15 protein-coding genes and 1 tRNA gene are annotated in these 20,664 nt (G+C 56.9%); 10 read left to right on the top strand and 6 right to left on the bottom strand.

Annotated features, from left to right (window positions below; genetic code table 11):
- Positions 1-14: 14 nt before the first annotated feature.
- The 5 genes from P3B99_004580 to P3B99_004600 all read right to left on the bottom strand — a co-directional run bounded on the left by P3B99_004580 (position 15) and on the right by P3B99_004600 (position 6,205).
- Entirely contained in the window at positions 15-1,010 is a 996-nt protein-coding gene (locus P3B99_004580; GenBank protein WYJ08399.1) for a peptidylprolyl isomerase, read from the bottom strand.
- A complete protein-coding gene (gene mfd / locus P3B99_004585; GenBank protein WYJ08400.1) occupies positions 1,007-4,390 on the bottom strand; it encodes a transcription-repair coupling factor in 3,384 nt (1,127 codons plus the stop codon). Before mfd ends, P3B99_004580 begins: the two co-directional genes overlap by 4 nt.
- 12 nt (positions 4,391-4,402) lie before the next feature.
- On the bottom strand, positions 4,403-5,209 hold the full coding sequence (gene rnc, locus P3B99_004590) for a ribonuclease III (GenBank protein ID WYJ08401.1): 807 nt from the start codon (positions 5,207-5,209) through the stop codon (positions 4,403-4,405).
- 3 nt (positions 5,210-5,212) lie between these two features.
- Positions 5,213-5,995 carry a ParA family protein gene (locus P3B99_004595; protein ID WYJ08402.1) on the bottom strand — a complete coding sequence of 261 codons (783 nt, stop codon included), beginning with the start codon at positions 5,993-5,995 and terminating at the stop codon, positions 5,213-5,215.
- 138 nt (positions 5,996-6,133) lie between these two features.
- Positions 6,134-6,205, bottom strand: a tRNA-Arg gene (locus tag P3B99_004600).
- A 488-nt stretch (positions 6,206-6,693) separates the two neighbouring features.
- Between P3B99_004600 and P3B99_004605 the strand changes: the two genes are divergently transcribed.
- Positions 6,694-9,195, top strand: coding sequence for a glycogen/starch/alpha-glucan phosphorylase (locus P3B99_004605; protein WYJ08403.1), 2,502 nt, complete (start codon positions 6,694-6,696; stop codon positions 9,193-9,195).
- Positions 9,196-9,534: 339 nt separating this feature from the next.
- Here the strand turns inward: P3B99_004605 and P3B99_004610 are convergent, their stop codons facing one another.
- Positions 9,535-11,556 carry a hypothetical protein gene (locus tag P3B99_004610; protein WYJ08404.1) on the bottom strand — a complete coding sequence of 674 codons (2,022 nt, stop codon included), beginning with the start codon at positions 11,554-11,556 and terminating at the stop codon, positions 9,535-9,537.
- A 45-nt stretch (positions 11,557-11,601) separates the two neighbouring features.
- Between P3B99_004610 and P3B99_004615 the strand changes: the two genes are divergently transcribed.
- The 9 genes from P3B99_004615 to P3B99_004655 all read left to right on the top strand — a co-directional run bounded on the left by P3B99_004615 (position 11,602) and on the right by P3B99_004655 (position 20,647).
- Positions 11,602-12,237 carry a MazG family protein gene (locus P3B99_004615; protein WYJ08405.1) on the top strand — a complete coding sequence of 212 codons (636 nt, stop codon included), beginning with the start codon at positions 11,602-11,604 and terminating at the stop codon, positions 12,235-12,237.
- Between the two features lie 3 nt (positions 12,238-12,240).
- Positions 12,241-12,987, top strand: a complete 747-nt coding sequence (locus P3B99_004620; GenBank protein ID WYJ08406.1) for a M48 family metallopeptidase — start codon at positions 12,241-12,243, stop codon at positions 12,985-12,987.
- Positions 12,988-13,046: 59 nt separating this feature from the next.
- On the top strand, positions 13,047-14,252 hold the full coding sequence (locus tag P3B99_004625; protein ID WYJ08407.1) for a glycoside hydrolase: 1,206 nt from the start codon (positions 13,047-13,049) through the stop codon (positions 14,250-14,252).
- A 21-nt stretch (positions 14,253-14,273) separates the two neighbouring features.
- The gene (locus P3B99_004630) at positions 14,274-15,698 is read left to right on the top strand and encodes a hypothetical protein (GenBank protein WYJ08408.1); all 1,425 of its coding nucleotides are present in this window, start codon (positions 14,274-14,276) and stop codon (positions 15,696-15,698) included.
- A 221-nt stretch (positions 15,699-15,919) separates the two neighbouring features.
- On the top strand, positions 15,920-17,599 hold the full coding sequence (locus P3B99_004635; protein WYJ08409.1) for a glutamine--tRNA ligase/YqeY domain fusion protein: 1,680 nt from the start codon (positions 15,920-15,922) through the stop codon (positions 17,597-17,599).
- Positions 17,600-17,764: 165 nt separating this feature from the next.
- Entirely contained in the window at positions 17,765-18,631 is an 867-nt protein-coding gene (gene ilvE, locus P3B99_004640) for a branched-chain-amino-acid transaminase (GenBank protein ID WYJ08410.1), read from the top strand.
- A gap of 72 nt (positions 18,632-18,703) precedes the next feature.
- Positions 18,704-19,084, top strand: coding sequence for a hotdog fold thioesterase (locus P3B99_004645; protein WYJ08411.1), 381 nt, complete (start codon positions 18,704-18,706; stop codon positions 19,082-19,084).
- Positions 19,081-20,268: a tetratricopeptide repeat protein gene (locus tag P3B99_004650; GenBank protein WYJ08412.1), complete on the top strand. Its 1,188-nt coding sequence runs from the start codon at positions 19,081-19,083 to the stop codon at positions 20,266-20,268. The genes P3B99_004645 and P3B99_004650 overlap by 4 nt, the downstream gene beginning before the upstream one ends.
- 16 nt (positions 20,269-20,284) lie before the next feature.
- A complete protein-coding gene (locus P3B99_004655) occupies positions 20,285-20,647 on the top strand; it encodes a DUF4405 domain-containing protein (GenBank protein WYJ08413.1) in 363 nt (120 codons plus the stop codon).
- Positions 20,648-20,664: the final 17 nt, after the last annotated feature.

A 20,664-nucleotide genomic window follows, 5' to 3' on the forward strand; every position in this document is an offset into this window, starting at 1 on the left:
CTCCCTCCCGACGGCTATTCGTAGTATTTGACGTAGGCGTTGCGGCGCAGACCTTCGAGCCATTTCTGGTACATTGCCTTGCCGTTCTGCTCGACGATTGTCCATTCAATCTGCTCGCGCACATCGTCGATGGACTGCACGCCCTCGTTCTTTTTGTCCTCCACTTTGAGAATGAAAATCATATCGCCTATTTCCGTGGGCTTTGTAATCTCGCCGACTTTGAGAGCAAATACCTCGCGGTCGAGAACGGGGTTGAGTTCGCCCTTTTTGTACCAGCCCCAGTCGCCGCCCTTAGTGGAGCTGTCGTCCTTGCTGAAACGCTTGGCAAGCTCGGCGAAGTCCTCGCCCTTTTTGAGTCGTTCGACGATTTCGGCGGCGAGCTTGCGGTTTTCGTCGATGCTTGCATACATGCCCGTTTTGAGGGTAATAAGCCTGATTTTCACGCTCGCGGGAGAGTACCATTTGGACTTGTTGGCGTCGTAGTACTCCTTGATTTTCGCGGGGCTGATTTCCGACACCGTCTGGCGTTTCTGCCCCTGCATGTAGCCCACGATGATGTCCTTTTCCTGCTCGGCGCGGAACTGCTTTATTGTCTTGCCCTGCGCCTGCACGAACTTGACGAACTCGGCGCGGTCGCCGTTGAACTCGCGGTTGAGGTAGTCGTCGAAATGCGTGTCGAGGTAGGACTGCGGAATGGTCATGCCCTTCGACTTGAACTCCTTTACGATAAGCTCGCGGTCAACCATGTTCTGGACGATTTCGCGCACGTAGGCGTTTACGCGGCTGGTGAACTCGAACTCGGAACGCGCCGCCGCGCGGATTTGCGGAATGAACGGCTCGACCTCCTTCATGACCTCCGCGCGCGTGATGACCCTGTCTTCGACGACCGCGATGATGTTGTTTGTGCCGAGCACGCGTTTGTTGTCGGGGCGCAGAAGCCCCTGCGCAAAAGTCTGGCTGGCGGCGAGCGCTAGCATTGCAAAGGCTGCGGTAAAAAATCCTGTCTTCATATTTTCCTAAGCGATGGAACGACGTTTGTTAAAAATTTTTCAATCTCCGCGAGTTTGGCATTCGCGCCGCGTTTCGTCAAGCGGGGAAAACGGTCATTGAGTCTGAAATATTCGGGGTTGCTTCCGCCGCGCCTGCGCAGTTTGAGGGCGTCGCCCTGCGTCTCCACGCCGACGAAGCCGCAAGACTCGGCGCAGACGCGCACGCGCCCGACTTTCAAAAGGTATTCGGCGGGCTCCGGAATTTTCCCGAACCTGTCCGCCATTTCGAAGCGTATTGCCTCAATCTCGTCGAGAGAGGCCGCCATCGAGATTTTGCGGTAGAAGTCTACGCGCAGCTGGGTTTGCGGAATGTAGGCGGGCGGAATGTACGCCTTGACGTTTTCGCCGCCGCCGCGCTCCATTTCGCGGATTCTGATTTCCTGAAAGTAGTTTTCGGTGTTCGAGACGTCTGCCTCGTTCCTGTCGGCCTCGCCCATTTTCACGAAGTCCAAATCGACCGCCGCCCGCTCTATTCCGCAAGCCTTCTCGCCTTTCAAAAGGGCGACGCTGCGCTTCAAGAGGGCGCAGTAGAGGTCGAAGCCCACGCCCGCGATGTGCCCGCTCTGCTTTGCGCCGAGCAGGTTGCCGCAGCCGCGCAGCTGCAAGTCGCGCGTGGCGATTCTGAAACCCGCGCCGGGCTTGTTGTACTGGCGGATTGCCCCGAGGCGTTTGCGCGCGCTTTCCACAAGCCCGGCGTAGCGGTGGAGCAAGAGCCACGCGTACGCGCGGCGGGTGAACCTGCCTACGCGCCCGCGCAACTGGTAGAGCTGCGCAAGCCCGAACTTGTCCGCGCCCTCTATGATTATCGTGTTGCAGTTGGGAATGTCCAAGCCCGATTCGATGATTGTAGTGCACACAAGAATGTCGTACTTTCCGTCAACGAACTGCGACATCAGGCGTTCGAGCCTGTTTTCGCCCATTTGCCCGTGGCCTACGGCAATCCGCGCGTCGGGGAACATTTTGCGGAGGTTTTCGGCGGTCGCCTCTATCGTCGAAACGCGGTTGTGGAGATAGAAGACCTGCCCGTTGCGGGCAAGCTCGCGCCCGACGGCCTCGCGCACGGCGTCGTCGGAATACTCGCGGACGACGGTTTCGACGGGAAAGCGGTTTTTAGGCGGCGTTTCCATGAGGCTTATCGTCCGCGCGCCCATCATCGCAAAATAGAGGGTTCGGGGAATCGGGGTCGCGCTCATCGAAAGAACGTCGACGCCCTCGCGCATTTTCTTTATGCGCTCCTTGTGCTTTACCCCGAAGCGGTGCTCTTCGTCCACGACAAGCAGCCCCAAGTCCCTGAAATCGACGTCCGCCGAAAGCAGGGCGTGCGTGCCTATTATCACGTCGATTTGCCCCGCCGCGAGCTGCGCCTTGATTTTTTCGGACTCTCCGCGCGTCCTGAAACGCGAGAGCATTTCCACGACAATCGGATAGCCCGCAAAGCGTTCGCGGAAATTCCTGAAATGCTGTTGGCACAAAATGGTTGTGGGGCACAGAACCGCAACCTGCCTGCCCGCCATCGCGCACTTGAACGCCGCCCGCATTGCGACCTCGGTCTTGCCGAAGCCGACGTCGGCGCAAAGCAGCCTGTCCATGGGCTTGGAGCTTTCCATGTCCGCCTTGACGTCGGCGATTGCCCGCAGTTGGTCGGGCGTTTCGGTGTAGGGAAAGGCGTCGTCGAACTCGCGCTGCCACTGGTCGTCGGGCGGGAAGGCGTAGCCCTTGGCAAGCTCTCGGCGCGACTGCATTTCGAGAAGCTCCGCGGCGTAGTCGAGCGCGGCAAGCTCCGCCGCCGACTTTACTTTTATCCACGATTTCGAATCGAGCTTGGCAAGCTTGGGGTGCTTTTTGTCCAAGCCGATGTAGCGGCTCAGCAGATACGACTTGTGAAGCGGCAGGTAGAGAATTGCGCCGTCCTCGAATTCGAGCTTTATTGCCTCCTCCTTTTTGCCGTCGAAGTCGAGCTTCACGACGCCCAAGTAGCGGCAGACGCCGTGCCCCAAGTGGACTACGTAGTCGCCCTCGCCGAGTTCGGAAAAGTCGAGTAGCTGGTCCACCTGCGCGCGGTGCGAGAACATTCTGCGGCGCGGTTCAAGCTCGGTCTTTGCGCGGCGTCCGAAGAAATCGCGGACGCCCACGAACGCGGCCCCCGCCGCGTCTCTCGAAAGTATTTTCCAGTCGGGGCGGATTTTCCCGAATTTGGAAATCAGAAAGCCCTCGCCGAACGACGCGCCCACAAAGCGGCAGTCGAATTTCACCCGCGCGTCGGCGAACATGCGCTTTGCAAGCTCCCTGTCGCCCTCGCCGTCGGCGGCGAGGAACACGTCGATTTTTTCGGCCCGCCAGCCGCCTATGCGCTTGACGAATTTTTCGCGCAGTTTTGTTTCCGACTCGAAGCGTTCCGCGCCTATTTCGCCCTCGGCGGAAACCGACTGCAAGAGAGCCTCGCACGGAAAGTCGGAAATGTCCGCGCCCGCGAACATTTCGCCGCAAATTTCGACTTCGGAGACGCCGACCGACCTCTCGTTTCTGTCGAAGACGCGCTTGAAACTGCGCGGCGAAAACGACATGTCCTCGGGGTGCGAAAACAGCTCAGAAAATTTGGACTCCAACACCGCAGGCTCTACGAAAATCCATTCCGCCGCGCCGCGTTTTTTTGGCAGGTAGTCGGCGGCGTTGCAATCCGAAGCCCCGTCGGAAGTCGGCACGGCGTCTATTCGTATCCGCGGTATTTTTTCGTCGGCAAGCTGGGTGTCGGGGTTGAACGCGCGAATGGAATCTATTTCGTCGCCGAAAAAATCGAGCCTCACGGGGAACGTAGACGCCACGGGGTAGATGTCCACAACGCCGCCGCGCACCGAAAACTGGCCTGGGGACTCGCACAAAACTTCGTTGTAGTATCCGTATTCGACAAGCCTGCTTCGGAGCGTATCCATTGCGATTTCCGCGCCCTTTGCGATTTCGAAACTGCGCGACGCGCTCGGCGGCGGCGCGGCGTCGAAAAACGCCGACGGCGTGGCAAGCACCACCGTCCTGCGGTCGACTTCCGCCGACTCCGACATGGCGTTGAGCGTGCCGACGCGCTCGCAGGCGGCGTCGAAACTTCCCGCGTCCGACTGCGACGCGTCCGCATTTGCGGGCAGAACTTTTACCGAAAACGCCTCCCCGCCCAATTCCATGAAATATTTTAGGCGCGAATACGCGTATTCGCACTCAGAAAACGTCTCGAAAAACACGAGGCTAAGCCCGTTTCCGCGCCCCAAAATAGCCGACAGCGCGGCGGGTCTTGCCGAACGCGCTATATTCGGGAAAAACGTCCTTTCGCCTGTCGGTTTGGAGCGCAGCATCGGGCGACGCGCCTATTCGGCGGATTCGGATTTTTCCGCCGCGTAGTCTTTCAGCGCGGCGCGGGCGGCCTTTGTCTCCGCCGATTTTTTCGAGCTTGCCGTAGCCCGCGCAAGCGACTTGCCGTTTACGAGCACTTCGACCTCGAACATTTTTTTGTGGTCGGGGCCGCTCTGAGAAACCAGCGCGTACGAGACGATGTCGCCGCGCTTTGCGGCAATCTCCTGCAACGCGCCCTTCGGGTTTTGCGACTGCACGAGAGTCGGCAGCTCCTCCAACTTGCGCTTGTACCACGAAAGTACCGTGGCGTGCGCCGTGGAAAAATCGGAATCGAGAAATATCGCGCCGACAACCGACTCGAAAGCGTCCTCAGCCGCCGACGCGCTCTCGCGGATATCCTCCGCGCCTTTCGGCAAAAGCAGGCATTTGGGGATTCCCAGCCCGCGCGAAAGCTCCGTCAAAAACGAGCCTTGCGTGAGCGCGATTCTTATTTTCGTAAGCTTGCCCTCGTCCTCATCTTCGAACTTTCTGAAAACGGTGTCGGTGATAACCGCCTGCAAAACGGCGTCGCCCAAAAATTCGAGCCTCTGGTTCGACTTTATTTTGCGCTCGAAGCCCACCGACCCGGGGTGCGTCAACGCCTCGCGCAAAATGGACTTGTCCCTGAAAACGTAGCCCAGCGACTTCTCCAACGCCGCGATTTTCGCGCGGCGCGACATCTCCGCCGACATTCCGCGCTCGCGCTTTGCCCTCTTCATCGCCTTTGCGCGCTTTGCGACGGCGGGCTTGAAAATCGTCTTGATGTATTTCTTCAATTCCATCGTTTACGGACGGAGGAAAAACCTCTTGTCCACCTCCTTGGCGAGCTTTTCGTATGCAAAAGAGCCCTCATTCCACTTGGCGTATTCGAAAATCGTCTTGCCGAAGCTCGGAGCTTCCGCAAGCCTTACCGTGCGCGGAATGAGCGTGTTGAACACAAGCCCGTGCAGGTAGTTTTTGACCTCTCCGAGAACCTGTTTCGAAAGGTTTGTGCGCGAATCGTACATCGTCATCACGACCCCGCCGACTTCGAGAGTGTCGCTGACGCCGGCCTCGCGAAGCTGCTCCACGACGCCCATTATCTGCCCAAGCCCCTCCATCGCCAAATATTCGCATTGGAGCGCGACAAGCAGGTAGTCCGCCGCGGCGAGAGAGTTCATGGAAAGAAGGCCGAGCGACGGCGGCGCGTCTATCACGATTGCGTCGAAGTCTCCCGATTCTTTCAGCGGGGCGATGCAGTCGCGAAGCCTTGCGAGGTAGTTTTCGCTGCCCGAAAGCTCGACTTCAATGGCGGAGATGTCGGTTTCGGAGGGAATAAGCCAGAGGTTTTTGCGGCCTGTCTCGACGATTTTGTCGCGCGCGGAACCCTCCCCGTGCATGACTTGGTAGAGGCTCGCCCCGCGCGTCTTTTCGAAGCCAAGTGCGCTCGTTGCGCTCGCCTGTTGGTCCATGTCGACAAGAAGCGTGCGTATCTTCCTGCGAGCAAGCCCCGCCGACAGATTCACGGCGGTCGTGGTCTTCCCCACCCCGCCCTTTTGATTTGCTATTGCGAACACTTTGGCTGACATGCAAAGAAGTTTCGCATTTATTTATTTTTTTTAAACAAAAAAATGGCGTCGGACGAATAAAATTTCACCCCGCGCCCCCGAAAACAGGCGAAGCGAATTTTTCGCGGAATTAAATTCGGCAACCGCAAATTGCAAAAACACTCCCACGGGGAGTCGAACCCCGATTGACGGTACCGGAAACCGTAGTCCTATCCATTGAACGATGGGAGCAACAAATGAAAGACTCTATAATTACGAAACGGCGGCAAAAAACAAGGAGATTTTACGATTCTTGAAAAAAACGGCAATCGGCATACTAATTAAAAAAATTACACGCATAGAGCGTGCACGGGGGGACAGGCGGAAATTTTCGCGGTAGCGAAAACCGCCTTTTGGGGGCGGCAACCCCCTCCGTTGGCGTCAAGGCTCCAGCCTTGGGGGAGCGGGTGGTGAATTTCGCAACGCGAAATCCACCCCATGGGGGACACCGCATTTTACGCTCAATGCGCGGCAACGCCGCGCTGCTTAGGCTTGTCAAGTTGCGTATAGAAATGTGGCTTTGCGCAGTGAGGCGTAGGGAGCGTACTTAACGTACGTGACCAAGCCGCAACAAGCGAAACGCATTTCTATGCCAGCTTCACAAGCCCCCCCCCCGAAAATGCTTGTAATGGGAAATGGGCTACTTATAGTCGGAGCGTTTTTTTAACAAAACATTCTCTATGAGCAAAGACAAAGCCAACATTAAAGCAAAGTCGGACGAAAAGATTTTCACCGACGCGAATTCCTGTCCGTTTTTTGTAAGCGACAACACCGAAGGAATGAAAAAGGCAATCCTTTGGCATCTCGAAACGTCGCTCGCGCGCGACCGCAAGACGGCGTCCATGCGCGACTGGTGGGTTGCGTCAGCCCTCTCCGTGCGCGACCATATCATGAAGCGGTTCATCAAAACGATGAACAAGCAGTACGAAGGCGACGCCCGCAGAGTATACTATTTCTCGCTCGAATACCTCGTCGGCAGACTCACCGAAGACGTGCTCGTAAACACGCACCTGCTCGAACCCACAAAGGACGCGCTTAAATCTCTCGGAGTAGACCCCGACGAAGTAATAGCGCAGGAGGTCGATATGGGCTTGGGCAACGGCGGCCTCGGCAGACTCGCCGCGTGCTTCCAGGACTCTCTCGCAACGCTGAACTACCCCGCAGTCGGCTACGGAATCAGATACGAATTCGGTCTGTTTACGCAGTCGTTCGAAGACGGCAGACAGGTTGAATCGCCAGACAACTGGCTTAAATTCGGCTGCCCGTGGGAAATCGTCCGCCCGCAGAGAACGGTTAGAGTGCCCGTGGGAGGCACAGTCAAAGGAATGATGGACGACAAGGGCGACTGGTCGCCCGTCTGGAAGCCCGTCAACGAAATTCTCGGCGTTCCGTGGGACATTCCCGTCGTCGGATACGGCGCGGAAACGGTAAACTTCCTCAGGCTTTGGGAATCGAGGGCGTCGAACGAGTTCGATCTCGACGCCTTCAACGAGGGCGGCTACACGCAGGCCGTCCACGAAAAGGCGATGAGCGAAACTATATCCAAGGTGCTCTACCCGAACGACAAAACCGAAAACGGCAAATACCTAAGGCTTCTCCAACAGTACTTCTTCGTGTCGTGCTCGTTGCAGGACATTATCCGCAGATACATATCGGAACACGCCGACTGGTCGAAATTCACCGACAAAGTCGTAATACAGCTCAACGACACGCACCCTGCAATCGCAATCCCCGAACTCATGCGCCTGCTCATGGACGTGCACGGGCTTTCGTGGGACGAATCGTGGGCTATGTGCACAAAGATTTTCGCCTACACAAACCACACGCTTCTGCCCGAAGCTCTGGAAAAGTGGTCGGTAAACTTCTTCGAAAAGCTGCTGCCGCGCCACCTGCAAATCATCTACGAAATCAACGCCCGCTGGATGGACAAGGTCAACAAAATGTACCCCGCCGACCCACACAAGCGCGAATGCCTCTCCATTATAGAGGAAAGCTCGCCGAAGATGGTGCGCATGGCGTATCTGGCGGTCGTGGGAAGCTTCAGCGTGAACGGCGTCGCCGCGCTCCACACGGAGCTTCTCAAAGACTCGGTTCTGCGCGACTTCTACGAAGTCTCGCCCGAAAAATTCAACAACAAGACAAACGGCGTCACGCCGCGCCGCTGGCTTAAAGTCTGCAACCCCGGGCTTTCGTCGCTCATCGACACGAAAATCGGCGACAAGTGCTGGGTCAAGAACCTCGACGACCTGCGCGCGCTCGAAAAATACGCCGACGACCCGTCGTTCCAAGACAAGTTCATGGCGGTAAAGCTCGAAAACAAAAAGAAGCTCGCCGCGGTAATCAGGAACTCCTGCGGGGTGGAGGTAAACCCGAACGCGCTCTTCGACGTGCAAATAAAGCGTCTGCACGAGTACAAGAGACAGCACCTCAACCTGCTCCACATTCTCACGCTCTACCGCGCCCTTCTGCACAACCCCGACATGGACATTCCCCCGCGCGTGTTCATCTTCGGCGCAAAGGCGGCTCCCGGCTACGACATCGCAAAGAACATCATCTACGCAATCAACAAAGTCGGCGAAAAAATCAACTCCGACAAGCGCATAAACGGCAAGCTCAAAGTTGTGTTCATTCCCAATTACAGCGTGTCGGCGGCGATGAACATCATTCCCGCGGCGGACGTTTCGGAACAGATTTCGACGGCAGGCAAAGAGGCGTCGGGCACGGGCAACATGAAGCTTGCGCTCAACGGCGCGGTGACGCTCGGCACGCTCGACGGCGCTAACGTGGAAATCAAGGAGGAAGTCGGCGACGACAACATCTTCATCTTCGGACTTACGGTCGAGGAGGTGCAAAAGCTCAAAGGCGGCGGCTACAATCCGTGGGAATACTACGCCAAGAACGCAAACCTCAAAGACGTTCTCGACTGGCTTGTGTCCGACTATTTCATGCCGTCGAACCCCAACGCCTTCATGCCTATGCGCAAGTCGATTCTCGACTGGGGCGACAACTTCATGGTTTGCGCCGACTATCAGGCATACTGCGACGCGCAACAGCGCGTTGGAGAGGCGTTCATGGACAAACGCCGCTGGGCGAAAATGGCGATTATGAACACCGCGCGAATCGGCAAGTTTTCTTCCGACCGCACAATCCGCGAGTACGCCGAAGACATCTGGAAGTTGTAGGATTAGCGGATTGCCGAGAGCTTCCTTTGGGCGCGTGAAAATGGGCAAAATAAAGGCGTTTCGCTTGCTGCGGCTTGGTCATGTACATAAGTACACTCCCGTCGCCTCGCCGCGCAAAGCCGCCTTTCTTTACCCGTTTTGACGCGCCTAAGCAGCTTGGCTTCGCCAAGCGATGAGTTTTTAGACGTTGTTATTTGCGGATTGCCGCTTTTAATTTTACTCAAAACTCGCTTCGCTTGTTTTGGGAGAATTTAGGTTGCTCCGCATTTAACCTATGAAGCAACAAACGCCGCCCTGTTCGGGGCGGCGTTTTTGTTTGCGGGTTGTCTGCCGCGTTTGCTATTTGTAGAAGCGCAAGATTACAGGCTCGAAAACTTCCGCGCGGACTGGCACGGAAATCTTTTTGTCGGCGTCCTGCGCGAATTCCACCTTGCGCCACTTGCCGTCGCCGCCGAGCATTTCGGCTTTCGTAAAGCTCTTTGTAGAGCCGAACGTAAGCGGCGAAATCGGGTCGATTCCGACTGTCGTAAAGACGACGAATTCCGAGCCGTCGTCGAGGGTGAAGTTTTTCAGGTAAACTTCGGCGTCGCCGTCGTACCACACCGAGAACGGCGCGAGTTTATTGAACAGCAAAACATACTGCGCCTTGCGCGATTCCGTCAAATGGTTCGGTCCCTGCGGCAGCGAGCCGAAAACGACAACCCTGCCGCCGAGCGAATTTTCGAAATACGTCGAGGCTGGCGCGAGATATTCGGCGAGTTTTTTGTCGCCGTATGTGTACGGCAGGTGAATGAAGTCGGAGTAAACCAGCGTTTTTTCGGACAGCGGTTCGAGCTTGAACGCGGTCGTCGGAGGCTCGCAGAATTTTCCCGCCGCCTCGCCGCAATTTGCGCCGAAGCGCTCGCGCGTGATTTTTACGGACTTGTCCCACGGCGAAACTTTCACGCCCGTGTGTCTGCCCAGCCCGCGGTTTTGGATTTCAAGCGCGGCTGCGCCGTCGAGCACGCAGCCGAGCGAGAGCACCCTTTCAAGCTCGGCGTTCGAGAGCCTTTTCGCCGTGCTTCCGCGCAGAAACGCGGGGCGGTCGAGCTTCGAAATTTCCGTGTACGAAACAGGCAGCCCCATGACGCCCGTTATCGAATCCCAAAACGAGTCGTTGCCCATTTGCAGGGTTTCGCCGCGCCGCAGAGTGGTGAACGAAGGCGCGACAATTTCGGTAAGCCCTACGCGTTTCGAGCGGCGGAAACAGCGCAGAATTTCGTCGTACATGCCCCTGTTTTCGGCGAGGATTTTCTTGTACGCCCCGCCGCTTTCCGGTTCGTAGTCTACAAAGCGGTTCGGCCAGTATTTCGCGCCGCTCGCGCCTTCGAGAATCGAAACGACAAGTCCGGCGTGGAGCGTGCGCGCGCTTGTGAAATAGCGGTTTCGCGGAAAGGTGTCTATTTCGGCGTAAACGCGGTCGGGCTTGGCTGCGACGTTTTGCACCACAAGCTGGCGGGCGGTGAAGTAGAGGTCGCGGCATTTCGGGTTGTAGTAGCGGGCGTTGCCGATTCGCAAAACGGAGGGCTGCCCCTTTGCGGCGAGGGTGCGGGCGATTTTGCCGTCGTGCATCATGTCGGCGGGCGAGCCACACATAAGGCAGGGGATTGTCGGGTCGACGGAGTCTATCGCCTCCCTTATGATTTTCGCAAGTTCGACGAGGGATTCGCCGTCCACCGCCATCGCCGCGGCGGAAATTTTTTTGTCGAGCTCGGAGCTTCCCGCGAGGTGTTTTTTGAGCTGCTCCCGGGTGAGGTCGTAGCCGAAATCGCGTTTGAGCTTCGCCAAATGGAGCGGGCAGAGGCAGCCGTTGCGCCCGCCCATCACGCGGAAGTCGTCGTCGACCATAATCGCCGCGGGCTTGAGTTTTGCGACGCGCACAACGCATTCGCGGATATATTTGCGGAAGTTTTCGTCGAGCGGGCAGACGATGTTTTTCGTCCAGCCGCCGACGCCGTCGTCGCGCGAGACGAGCTGCCGGAACGGGTGCGGAACTTCAAGCTCGAAGCCGTGCCCGAGGGTTGCCTGCAAGATGATTCCCGTCTTGCAGTCGGCGTTGCCAATCGCGTTCCGCAGGCGTTTGTACTTTTCCTCGTAGAGCGAAATTTTGTCGAACGGCGGATTGCCCTCGGGCACTAGAAAAAACGAAACCATGTGAATGTCTGCGACATTTTCGGCGGACATTTTCTTCAAGTCCTCCGCCTGTTTCTCCACCGTTTCGTCGAAAAGCATCACGAGGTCGAGAATCTCGACCCTGTCCGACGCCGCCTGCGCGGACATCGCGGCAATCCCTCCGCATAAAATCGCAAATAATTTTTTCATAGATGCTTGAAAAATATTAAACGCGCTGTTTGATTTCAACGCAAAATGAAAGACGATTCAGTAAACAGTTTAGTCGAAACCGTAAAACGCCTGCGCGCGCCCGACGGCTGCCCATGGGACAGGGAACAAACGCACAAGTCGATACGCGGGCACCTCGTCGAGGAATGCGCAGAGCTGCTCGAGGCAATAGACCTCGAAAGCCCCGAAAAGATGCGCGAGGAGCTCGGCGACGTGCTCATGCACATAGTCCTCCACGCCGAAATAGAGAGCGAAAACGGGCACTTCGACTTCTACGACGTCGCGCGCGAGCTTAACGAAAAGCTCGTGCGCCGCCACCCGCACGTCTTCGGCGGACAAAAGGCCTCCGACAGCGGCGAAGTCCTCAAAATTTGGCAGGACGTAAAAACGAAGGAGAAAAAGGAGCGCGCCGTCGGAAAGCTCTTCGACGGCATTCCGCCGCAGCTCTCCGCCCTGCGCTACGCGCTCGACATCGCAAAAAAGGCCGACGCCCAAACGCTCGACGCCGCGGCGAAAGCCGCGCCAAAAAACGCCGCAACGGAAATCGGGCGCGAAATGTTCGAGCTTGTCAGAAAGGCGGCGGCGGAAAAAATCGAACCAGAATCCGCCCTGCGCGACTATATTTTGGAAATCCGCGCGGAGGCCGGAAAAGAGGGCAAATAGCCAGTGCCCGAACCAAAAGCAAACGCATTCTTCACGACGCTTTCGGCGGGCGGGAAAACCGTCCGCGTAAAAGTGGAGATTGCGGAATCCAAACGCGCAAAACGCTTCTGCGCGCGCGTGGTCGGCAAAGACGAAATCTGCCTGACAAAACCCGCGCGGTCGTCGAGGCGCGCCGCGCTCGAATTTCTGGAATCGGTCGCCGAATGGGCCGTGGCGAGGCTCGCCGAAGCCCCCGAGAAAATTTCGCTGCGCAGATATCTTTCCAAAAATCCGCGCGTCTACGCCGGCGGATTCGAGTGGCGCGTGTGGCTTGAAAAATCGCGCACCGACGCGTTTTTCGTGGAAGACGCAAAAAACCGCGAAGTAGTGTTTTCGTCGCCCGAACCCGACGCAAACGGCGACAGGCTCGCGGAGGCGTTCGCGGAGTTTGCGGCAAAAAAAATCTGCGCAAGCGCGGCGGCGGCGGCGGAAAAATTCGGCGTGGAATATTCGCGCATAAGCGTGCGGAACCAGTCGGGACGCTGGGCGTCGCGCTCGTCGAGCGGCGCGCTCTCGTTCAACGAAAGAATGCTTCTGCTGCCCTGCGAGCTCCAAAACTACATAATCTGCCACGAGCTTGCGCACGCGCGCTTCATGGACCATTCGGTGTCGTTCTGGATTTGGCTCGGCCGCCTCTGCCCGCACGCAAAGCGGCTCGACCGCGAACTTTCAAAACTTTCGGGCAAACTCTTCGCTGTGTCGCTAAAATAAAATTACCTCCGGCAACCGAAAAGCATACGCTGGCACACGCTTTCACCAAAGGACTATATATGATGAAGAAAAAACTGCTCGCAATAATTTCGGCAACCGCAACCGTCGGGTGCGCGTTCGCCATCGAAGTAAAGATAAATCTCGGCAAAAAATTCCAGACGATAGAATATTTCGGCGCAAGCGACGCCTGGGCAACGCAATATATCGGCGACTTCTGGAGCGACGCGCACAGGGAGAAAACCGCAAGGCTGCTGTTCTCGCAGAAGCTCGACAAATACGGCAATCCCGAGGGCGCGGGGCTTTCGCTCTGGCGCGTGAATCTCGGCGGCGGAACGTTCGACGGCAACACTTCGCAGATCGAACCCGAATGGCGCGCGGCGCGGTCGTTCCTGCCCGAAAACTCCGAAACGCCAGACTGGTCGCGCTGCGCGGGGCTTCGATATTTTATGGAGAAGGCGCGCGACTACGGCTGCGGAAAATTTATGCTCTTTTCGAACACTCCACCGATACAGTGGACGCTCAACGGCAAGGGCTACGCGGCAAGGGGCAACCCCGCGGCAAACCTCAAGCCGGAAGCCTTCGGCAAGTTCGCAAACTATATGGCGGACGCGGCAAAACACTTCATCGAAGAGGGCTACAACATCGAATACATAAGCCCCGTAAACGAGCCGCAATGCCCGTGGGACTACACGGGCGCAAAACAGGAGGGTTCGCCGTGGCGTTGTTCCGACATGAAGAAAATCCTCGAAGAGCTCGACCGCGCAATAGGCGAGCGCAACATCGGCACGAAAATCTTATTCGGCGAAACGGCGCACCACGTCTACAATTACGCCGACAAATCGTCCCCGAAAACGCCCAAACACTGGGAGAATCTTTCCGAAGAGGAACGCCCCGCACTCATTATACAAAAGTTTTTCGACAAAAGCGGAAAATTCCATATAGGCGGCTTGAAACATCTGGCAAGGCAGCTAGCCTCGCACGGCTACCACACGCACACAAACGACGCCGACGACACAAAAGCGGTTTCGGCAACCGCCTTTCTTTCGCCCAACGGCGGCAGGATAGTCGCGGTCTTCGTGAACATGAAAGACTCGGACGAGCCCGTGTCGGTCGCCCTTCCGCAAAAGTTCGCGAACGCAAAACGCTCTGTCTACATAACCGACGGGCGGCGCAACTTGGCTCTCGAAAATTCGGCGGACGGCTCGACGGGCAAAATTTCGCTCTACCCGCATTCAATAACAACGGTCGTTTTCGACGCGCGATAAGCCGAACTCATACACGCAAAAATGAAAAAAATTCAGAATGCGATTTTCCGCTTCTCTCTCGCGCTGTCCATGCTTGCCGCGTCGGCCCACGCGCAATTTAAGGACGCCGCGCAATTCGGGTTTCTGCCCGAAAACGACGGCTTCAAAAACGCCGAGGCTCTGCAAAAGGCGGTAGACGGCGGAGGAACGATTGCCGTTTCGAAAAAAGGCGTCTACGCAATCTCGAAGGAAATAAGAATCGGCGACAATACGCACCTTGTTTTCGGCGCGGATACGGTCGTAAGAAAGACGGCGGCAAAGGGCGCGTCCTTCCCCTACGCTTTCGTCAACAAGGGCGCGTACGACAAAACGTTCAATGAAAATATCCGCATAACGGGGCTGAATTTGTCGGTCGGCGGAATCGACCAGTGCAATACTCCGATTGTCGGGCTAATCGGGCATCTGTCGTTCTTCTATGTAAAAGACCTGCGGATTGAAAACTTCCGCTGTGCCGACTTGGAGAAAGGACAGTTCTGTATCCAGATTTGCGCGTTCGAAAACATAATCGTGCGCGACGCAATCATCAAAGGCAAGAAGGACGGCGTGCACCTCGGACGCGGCAAGACATTCAAAATAGCCGACTGCGACTTCACCACATTCGACGACGCAATAGCCCTCAACGCCCACGACTACTCCACCTCAAACCCCGAACTGGGCTGGATTGAAGACGGCGTCATAGAAAACATCGTAGACCGCAACGAAGAAAAAACCGTGGGCTACTTCTGCCGAATCCTCGGCGGCTCGTGGACCGACTGGCGCGAGGGCATGAAAATACAACGCTCCGACAGCGTCGTATCCGACGGGCGAATCTACCGAAGCGTAAACAAACCCGACGGCAAAACGTACATATCGAAAACGCGCCCGACGCACAAAAGCGGAACGCAAACGCTCGACGGCATTCTCTGGCGCGTCGTGCAGGACGGCGCGACATACACCGCGGGCGTGCGCAACGTGGTCTTCCGCGACATATTTTTATACAAACCGCGCACGGCGTTTTCCGTGCACTTCGACAACGGCGTTTACAGCCGCTCGTACTATCCGAACGCGCCGTTCGTGTCGCAAAGCGGCTTGGTGTTCGACAACGTCCGCGTGATGTTCGACGAGCCGAAACCGTTTCTGACGTCGCTTACCCCGATAGACTCGATGGTCATGAACAACTGCCATTTGAAGAAAAACAAAATTCTGTTCTTCTGCAATTCGGACATGAAAGACTTCGGCAAAACCTCCATGAGATTTTCGAACTGCACGTTCGACGTCCCCGAAAACTTCGTGCTAATCGAAAACAAAATAAAGAACAAACAGCTCGACGTACGCGCAAGAGGCTCTATTTTGCCCAACGGCAAACCCGCAGTAAAAGACAGACTCGACCGCGATTTCTTCGACTGCGACTTTTTGGAGAAAAATTAGGGACACTCAGACGGCGATTTCACGCACTTGCGTGGCGCAGGGCACACGCGGATTTCCCTATGCATAGTAGTTGACGAAACGCCCTACTAAACTTTTATCCCAACGCACTCTAAAAATCTTCGTGCGCAAGCACTCTAATTTTAGGCGCGTTAGAGCGCCGTGATATTTGGTTGACGATTAAAAATACGCACTAATAATTTTGCGCCGAATTCTTTTAAACTATGAGCGAAGAAACAAAACCAATGCACTTCATAAGGCAAATCATCGCCGAGGACATCAAGAACGGCCTGCCGCCGTCGGCTGTCCACACGCGTTTTCCGCCCGAACCGAACGGCTGCCTGCACATCGGGCACGCCAAGGCTTTCTGCCTCGACTTCGGCATGGCGCAGGAAAACGGCGGTCTGTGCAATCTGCGTTTCGACGACACAAACCCCGACAAAGAGGAAACCCGCTTTGTGGACGCAATCAAGGAAGACGTCCACTGGCTCGGCTTCGACTGGGGCGACCGCGAATTCTACGCGTCGGACTATTTCGAAAAGCTCTACGCCCTCGCCGAAGAGCTGATTATGGCGGGCAAGGCGTACGCATGCACGCTCAGCGCGGAGGAGTTCAAGGAATACCGCGGCGTTCCGGGGAAGCCCGGCAAACCAAGCCCGTGGCGCGACAGACCGCCCGAGGAAAGCCTCGACATTTTCCGCCGCATGCGCGCGGGCGAATTCGAGGAGGGGCAGTATGTAATCCGCGCAAAGATAGACATGGACTCCCCAAACCTGCATATGCGCGACCCCGCCATTTACAGAATCAAAAAGGCCGGACACCACCGCACCGGCGACAAATGGTGCATCTACCCGATGTACGACTTCGCCCACTGCCTGTCCGACGCAATCGAGGGAATCACGCACTCAATGTGCACGCTCGAATTCGAAGTGCACCGCCCGCTCTACGACTGGTTCATAGACAACACGAGCATTCTCAAAACGCTCAAAGTGCACCCGCGCCAGTACGAATTTGCAAGGCTCAACCTTACCTACACGATGATGAGCAAGCGCAAGCTCCAACAGCTCGTCGCCGAAAAGGTCGTCGAGGGCTGGGACGACCCGCGTATGCCCACCCTTGCGGGAATGCGCCGCAAGGGCTACACGCCCGCGTCGATTAGGAATTTCTGCGAGGCGGTCGGCTGCACAAAGTTCAACAGCCTCACCGAGCTTTCGCTGCTGGAACACTGCGTGCGTCAGGACTTGAACAAAGTCGCGCTCCGCCGCATGGCGGTCTTCGACCCGCTCGAAGTCGAAATCGAAAACTGGGAGGACGGCAAAATCGACATGCTCGACGCCGTCAACAACCCAGAGGACGAATCGGCGGGCACGCGCAAAATTCCGTTCGGCAAACACATCTACATCGAACGCGCCGACTTCATGGAAAACCCTCCCAAAAAGTTCTTCCGCCTCTCGCCCGACACCGAAGTCCGCCTGCGCTACGCGTACTTCATGAAGTGCAAAGAGGTCGTCAAGGACGCCGACGGAAACATCGTAAAGCTCGTCTGCACGATAGACCCCGCAAGCCGCGGCGGAAACTCGCCCGACGGGCGCAAAGTCAAGGCGACAATCCACTGGGTCGAAAAGGGCTCGGCAATCAGGGGCCGCGCAATGCTATACGAAAACCTCTTCACGCGGGCGGACATGAACGACCTCCCCGAAGGCTCGGATTTCAAGGACTTCCTCAACCCGAACTCGCTCACCGAAGCCGAATTTTTCGGCGAGCCCGCGCTCGCCGAGGCGAAGGCGGGAACGCCGCTGCAATTCGAGCGCAACGCGTACTTCATGGCGGATTCGAAAATGTCGAAAGACGGCGAGCCAGTGTTCAACCGCACGGTCGCGCTCAAAGACTCCTACGGCAAGTAGGAGTCGGAAAGCGGAGCGGCGGCGAAAATACGCGGCGATTCGCGCAATAAAAAAGTTGACGAACCGCCGCGCGGCGCAAAAATATATTCAATTTTTACGGCAGCCGCAGCGCGAACGCGCCGCCGCGCAAACCAAACAAAAACATTTACAACAGAACAACAGACAATGAAAGTTTACATCAACGGAAAATACTACGACGAAAACGACGCAAAAGTGTCGGTTTTCGACCACGGCTTTATGTACGGCGACGGTATCTTCGAGGGTATCCGCCTCTACAATAAAAACGTCTTCCGCCTGCCCATGCACATGGACAGACTCTTCCGCAGCGCGAAGGCAATCATGCTCGACCTGCCCTGGACAAAACAGGAAATCGCCGACGCCGTCTGCGACGCCTGCCGCACAAACAACCTCACCGACGGCTATATCCGCCTGATTATCTCGCGCGGCAAAGGCAAGCTGGGCCTCTCTCCCTTCACCTGCTCCGACCCGCAGCTTATAATCATCGCCGACCAAATCCAGCTATACCCGAACGAAACGTACGAAAAGGGCTTGAAGGCAATCACCGTTCCCACGCGCAGAAACTCGCACGCGGCGCTGCCCCCCATGGTCAAGAGCCTCAACTACCTCAACAACATTCTCGCGAAAATCGAAGCCTACAAACTGGGCTATCAGGAATGCCTGCTGCTCAACAACGAAGGCTACGTCGCGGAATGCAGCGGCGACAACGTGTTCATCGTTTTCGAAGACAAGCTCATTACGCCGCCCGTCAGCTGCGGCTCGCTCGGCGGCATGACGCGCCGCGCGGTGCTCGACGTCGCAAAGAGGCTCGGCATTGAAGTCGTCGAAAAGCCGCTCGCGCGTTTCGACGTCTGGACGGCGGACGAATGCTTCCTCACGGGAACCGCGGCAAAGCTCATTCCCCTCGTCGAACTCGACGGCAGAAGCATCGGCGACGGCAAACCCGGCCCGATTACCAAAAAGCTCCTGCAAGGCTTCAACGAAATCGCGCCCGTGGAAGGCACAAAAATCTAAGTTAAAGACAACGGTTTAATTTGGGCGCGTTTTCGGACGAATGAATCCGAAACGCGCCTTTTTCATAAGACAATGGCAAATACCGACAGAGACAGAATGGCGAAAACGCTGGGGCTTGAAACGCTCGAATGCAAATTCGGCGCGGCGAAAGTCCGCGGAAAAGCGGAGGAAAAATTTTTGAACGGGGTGGACATCGCCCATGGCGGCTTTTTGTTCACCGTTGCCGACTTCGCGTCGGCGCTGGCGGCAAACGCCGACGGACGGGTCGCGATAAGCTCCGGGGCTTCAATCAACTACCTCTCGCCCTGCCCCGCAAACGAAACGGTTGTGGCGGAGGCGTCGATTTCGTATTCCGACGAAAAAACCGCGCTCTGCGACGTCGCGATAAAATCGGCGGAATCGGGAAAAACCTTCGCCGTATTCCAGTCGAGAATGATTTTCAAAAAGCGATGAAAAAACTTCTGGCAACCCTCGCGGCGGCGGCTCTGGCGTGCGCGGCAACCGCGCAAAGCCTCGGACAAATCGGGGCGCAACGCAGACAGGCGGACGCCGCGGACGGCGGCGCAATAGCCGCAAAGGCGATGGCGGGCGACGCCGCCGCGCAGCTCGCGCTCGGCTCGTTCTACGCAAAGGGCGCGAACGGCTTTCCCGCCGACGCGGCAAAGGCCGTGGAGTGGCTCGAAAAATCCGCCGCGCAAAACGAAAAGGCGGCGATGGCGTACTTGGGCTACATCTACGGCGAGGGGAAACTCGTCAAGCGCGACTTCGCAAAAGCCGTGAAATGGCGCGAAGCCGCCGCAAACGCGGGCGACGCCAACGACAAATGGTCGCTCGGAAACGCGTTCCTGTACGGATTCCTCGTGCCTAAAGACCAGCTCAAAGCCCTGTACTGGATTACCCTCGCGGCGGAAAGCGGCAATGCCGACGCCGTGGTGAAGCTCGTCGAAATACACGAAAACCTCGGGAACAAAGAGGAGCTTGCGAAGTGGCGGGCGAAGTTCGCGCAAATGCAGCTCGCGGCGGCGGAAAGCGGCAACGCGGTGGCGATGGCGGCTGTCGCCGAAAAGTTCATGTCGGGCGAAGACGGGCTTCCGCGCAACCGCGCCCGCGCAGTGTTCTGGTACAAAAAGGCGGCGGACGCGGGGCATGCGGAGTCAATCGAGAAAGTCGCAAAGATGTACGCGCGCGGACGCTTCCTGCCGCAGAATCAGGAAAAGGCGCAATACTATTTCGAAAAGCTCGCGGAGAAAGACCCGTCTTGCTGTTTCAAAATTTCGTCGATGTACGCAGAGGGCAGGAACGGCTTCCCCGTAGACGCGAAAAAATCCGCCGACTGGTTCGCGCGGGGCGCAAAAAACGGCGACACCACAAACAGAATCTACGCGGCGTACAGATACTGGAAAATCGGCGAGACCGACACTGCGTTGAAGTTTTGCGGCGAAGTCGAAGAGGAGGCGGGAAAGTCGCTCTCCGCGCTCGGCGCAAACGCCGCCGATCCGAAAAACGTGCAGGCGGCGATGCTAAAACGCGCCCTCTACGCGGCGAAACTCATGCGCGAAAAAATTTCCGCGGGAGCAAAAGCCCCCGACACGCTCGACGAATACTTCGCAATCCGCCGCGCTCAAACGGAGCTTTGAAAAAGGCGCAACAATTATGATTAGAAAAATAAACGACACCCTGCTCTACCTCCTCTTCTGCTTCCTACTCGGAACGGGAATAATGCTCGAATACACTTTCGTAAAAGGCGCGGGCATGCAAACGGTCATGGGAATGGGAAAGCACGACTGGGAGACCCTGCACCTGTACGCGGGTTTTGCGGCGGCGGCGTGCGCGCTCCTGCACATTCTGCTGAACGCAAAATTCGTCAAAAACGCGATTTGCAAAAAGAGCAAGGCGGCGGCGGTTCTTTTCGTCGCGGCGGGGCTTGCGCTCGCGTTCGGAATCGGCTTCTACCCAAAGAAAACCGCGAAGCCCGCGGCGCAAGCCGCGCTTCAAAACTGCCCGACGCAAAAATAAAATTGTTGCGCTAAACG

The sequence above is a fragment of the Opitutia bacterium KCR 482 genome (genome assembly GCA_029269845.2).
GTDB lineage: Bacteria > Verrucomicrobiota > Verrucomicrobiia > Opitutales > Intestinicryptomonadaceae > Merdousia.

What these genes read in the sequence shown, in the direction of transcription:
- P3B99_004580 (WYJ08399.1), bottom strand. Translation starts at nt 1,010, where the DNA reads ATGAAGACAGGATTTTTTACCGCAGCCTTTGCAATGCTAGCGCTCGCC.
- mfd (WYJ08400.1), bottom strand. Translation starts at nt 4,390, where the DNA reads ATGCTGCGCTCCAAACCGACAGGCGAAAGGACGTTTTTCCCGAATATA.
- rnc (WYJ08401.1), bottom strand. Translation starts at nt 5,209, where the DNA reads ATGGAATTGAAGAAATACATCAAGACGATTTTCAAGCCCGCCGTCGCA.
- P3B99_004595 (WYJ08402.1), bottom strand. Translation starts at nt 5,995, where the DNA reads ATGTCAGCCAAAGTGTTCGCAATAGCAAATCAAAAGGGCGGGGTGGGG.
- P3B99_004605 (WYJ08403.1), top strand. Translation starts at nt 6,694, where the DNA reads ATGAGCAAAGACAAAGCCAACATTAAAGCAAAGTCGGACGAAAAGATT.
- P3B99_004610 (WYJ08404.1), bottom strand. Translation starts at nt 11,556, where the DNA reads ATGAAAAAATTATTTGCGATTTTATGCGGAGGGATTGCCGCGATGTCC.
- P3B99_004615 (WYJ08405.1), top strand. Translation starts at nt 11,602, where the DNA reads ATGAAAGACGATTCAGTAAACAGTTTAGTCGAAACCGTAAAACGCCTG.
- P3B99_004625 (WYJ08407.1), top strand. Translation starts at nt 13,047, where the DNA reads ATGATGAAGAAAAAACTGCTCGCAATAATTTCGGCAACCGCAACCGTC.
- P3B99_004630 (WYJ08408.1), top strand. Translation starts at nt 14,274, where the DNA reads ATGAAAAAAATTCAGAATGCGATTTTCCGCTTCTCTCTCGCGCTGTCC.
- P3B99_004635 (WYJ08409.1), top strand. Translation starts at nt 15,920, where the DNA reads ATGAGCGAAGAAACAAAACCAATGCACTTCATAAGGCAAATCATCGCC.
- ilvE (WYJ08410.1), top strand. Translation starts at nt 17,765, where the DNA reads ATGAAAGTTTACATCAACGGAAAATACTACGACGAAAACGACGCAAAA.
- P3B99_004645 (WYJ08411.1), top strand. Translation starts at nt 18,704, where the DNA reads ATGGCAAATACCGACAGAGACAGAATGGCGAAAACGCTGGGGCTTGAA.
- P3B99_004650 (WYJ08412.1), top strand. Translation starts at nt 19,081, where the DNA reads ATGAAAAAACTTCTGGCAACCCTCGCGGCGGCGGCTCTGGCGTGCGCG.
- P3B99_004655 (WYJ08413.1), top strand. Translation starts at nt 20,285, where the DNA reads ATGATTAGAAAAATAAACGACACCCTGCTCTACCTCCTCTTCTGCTTC.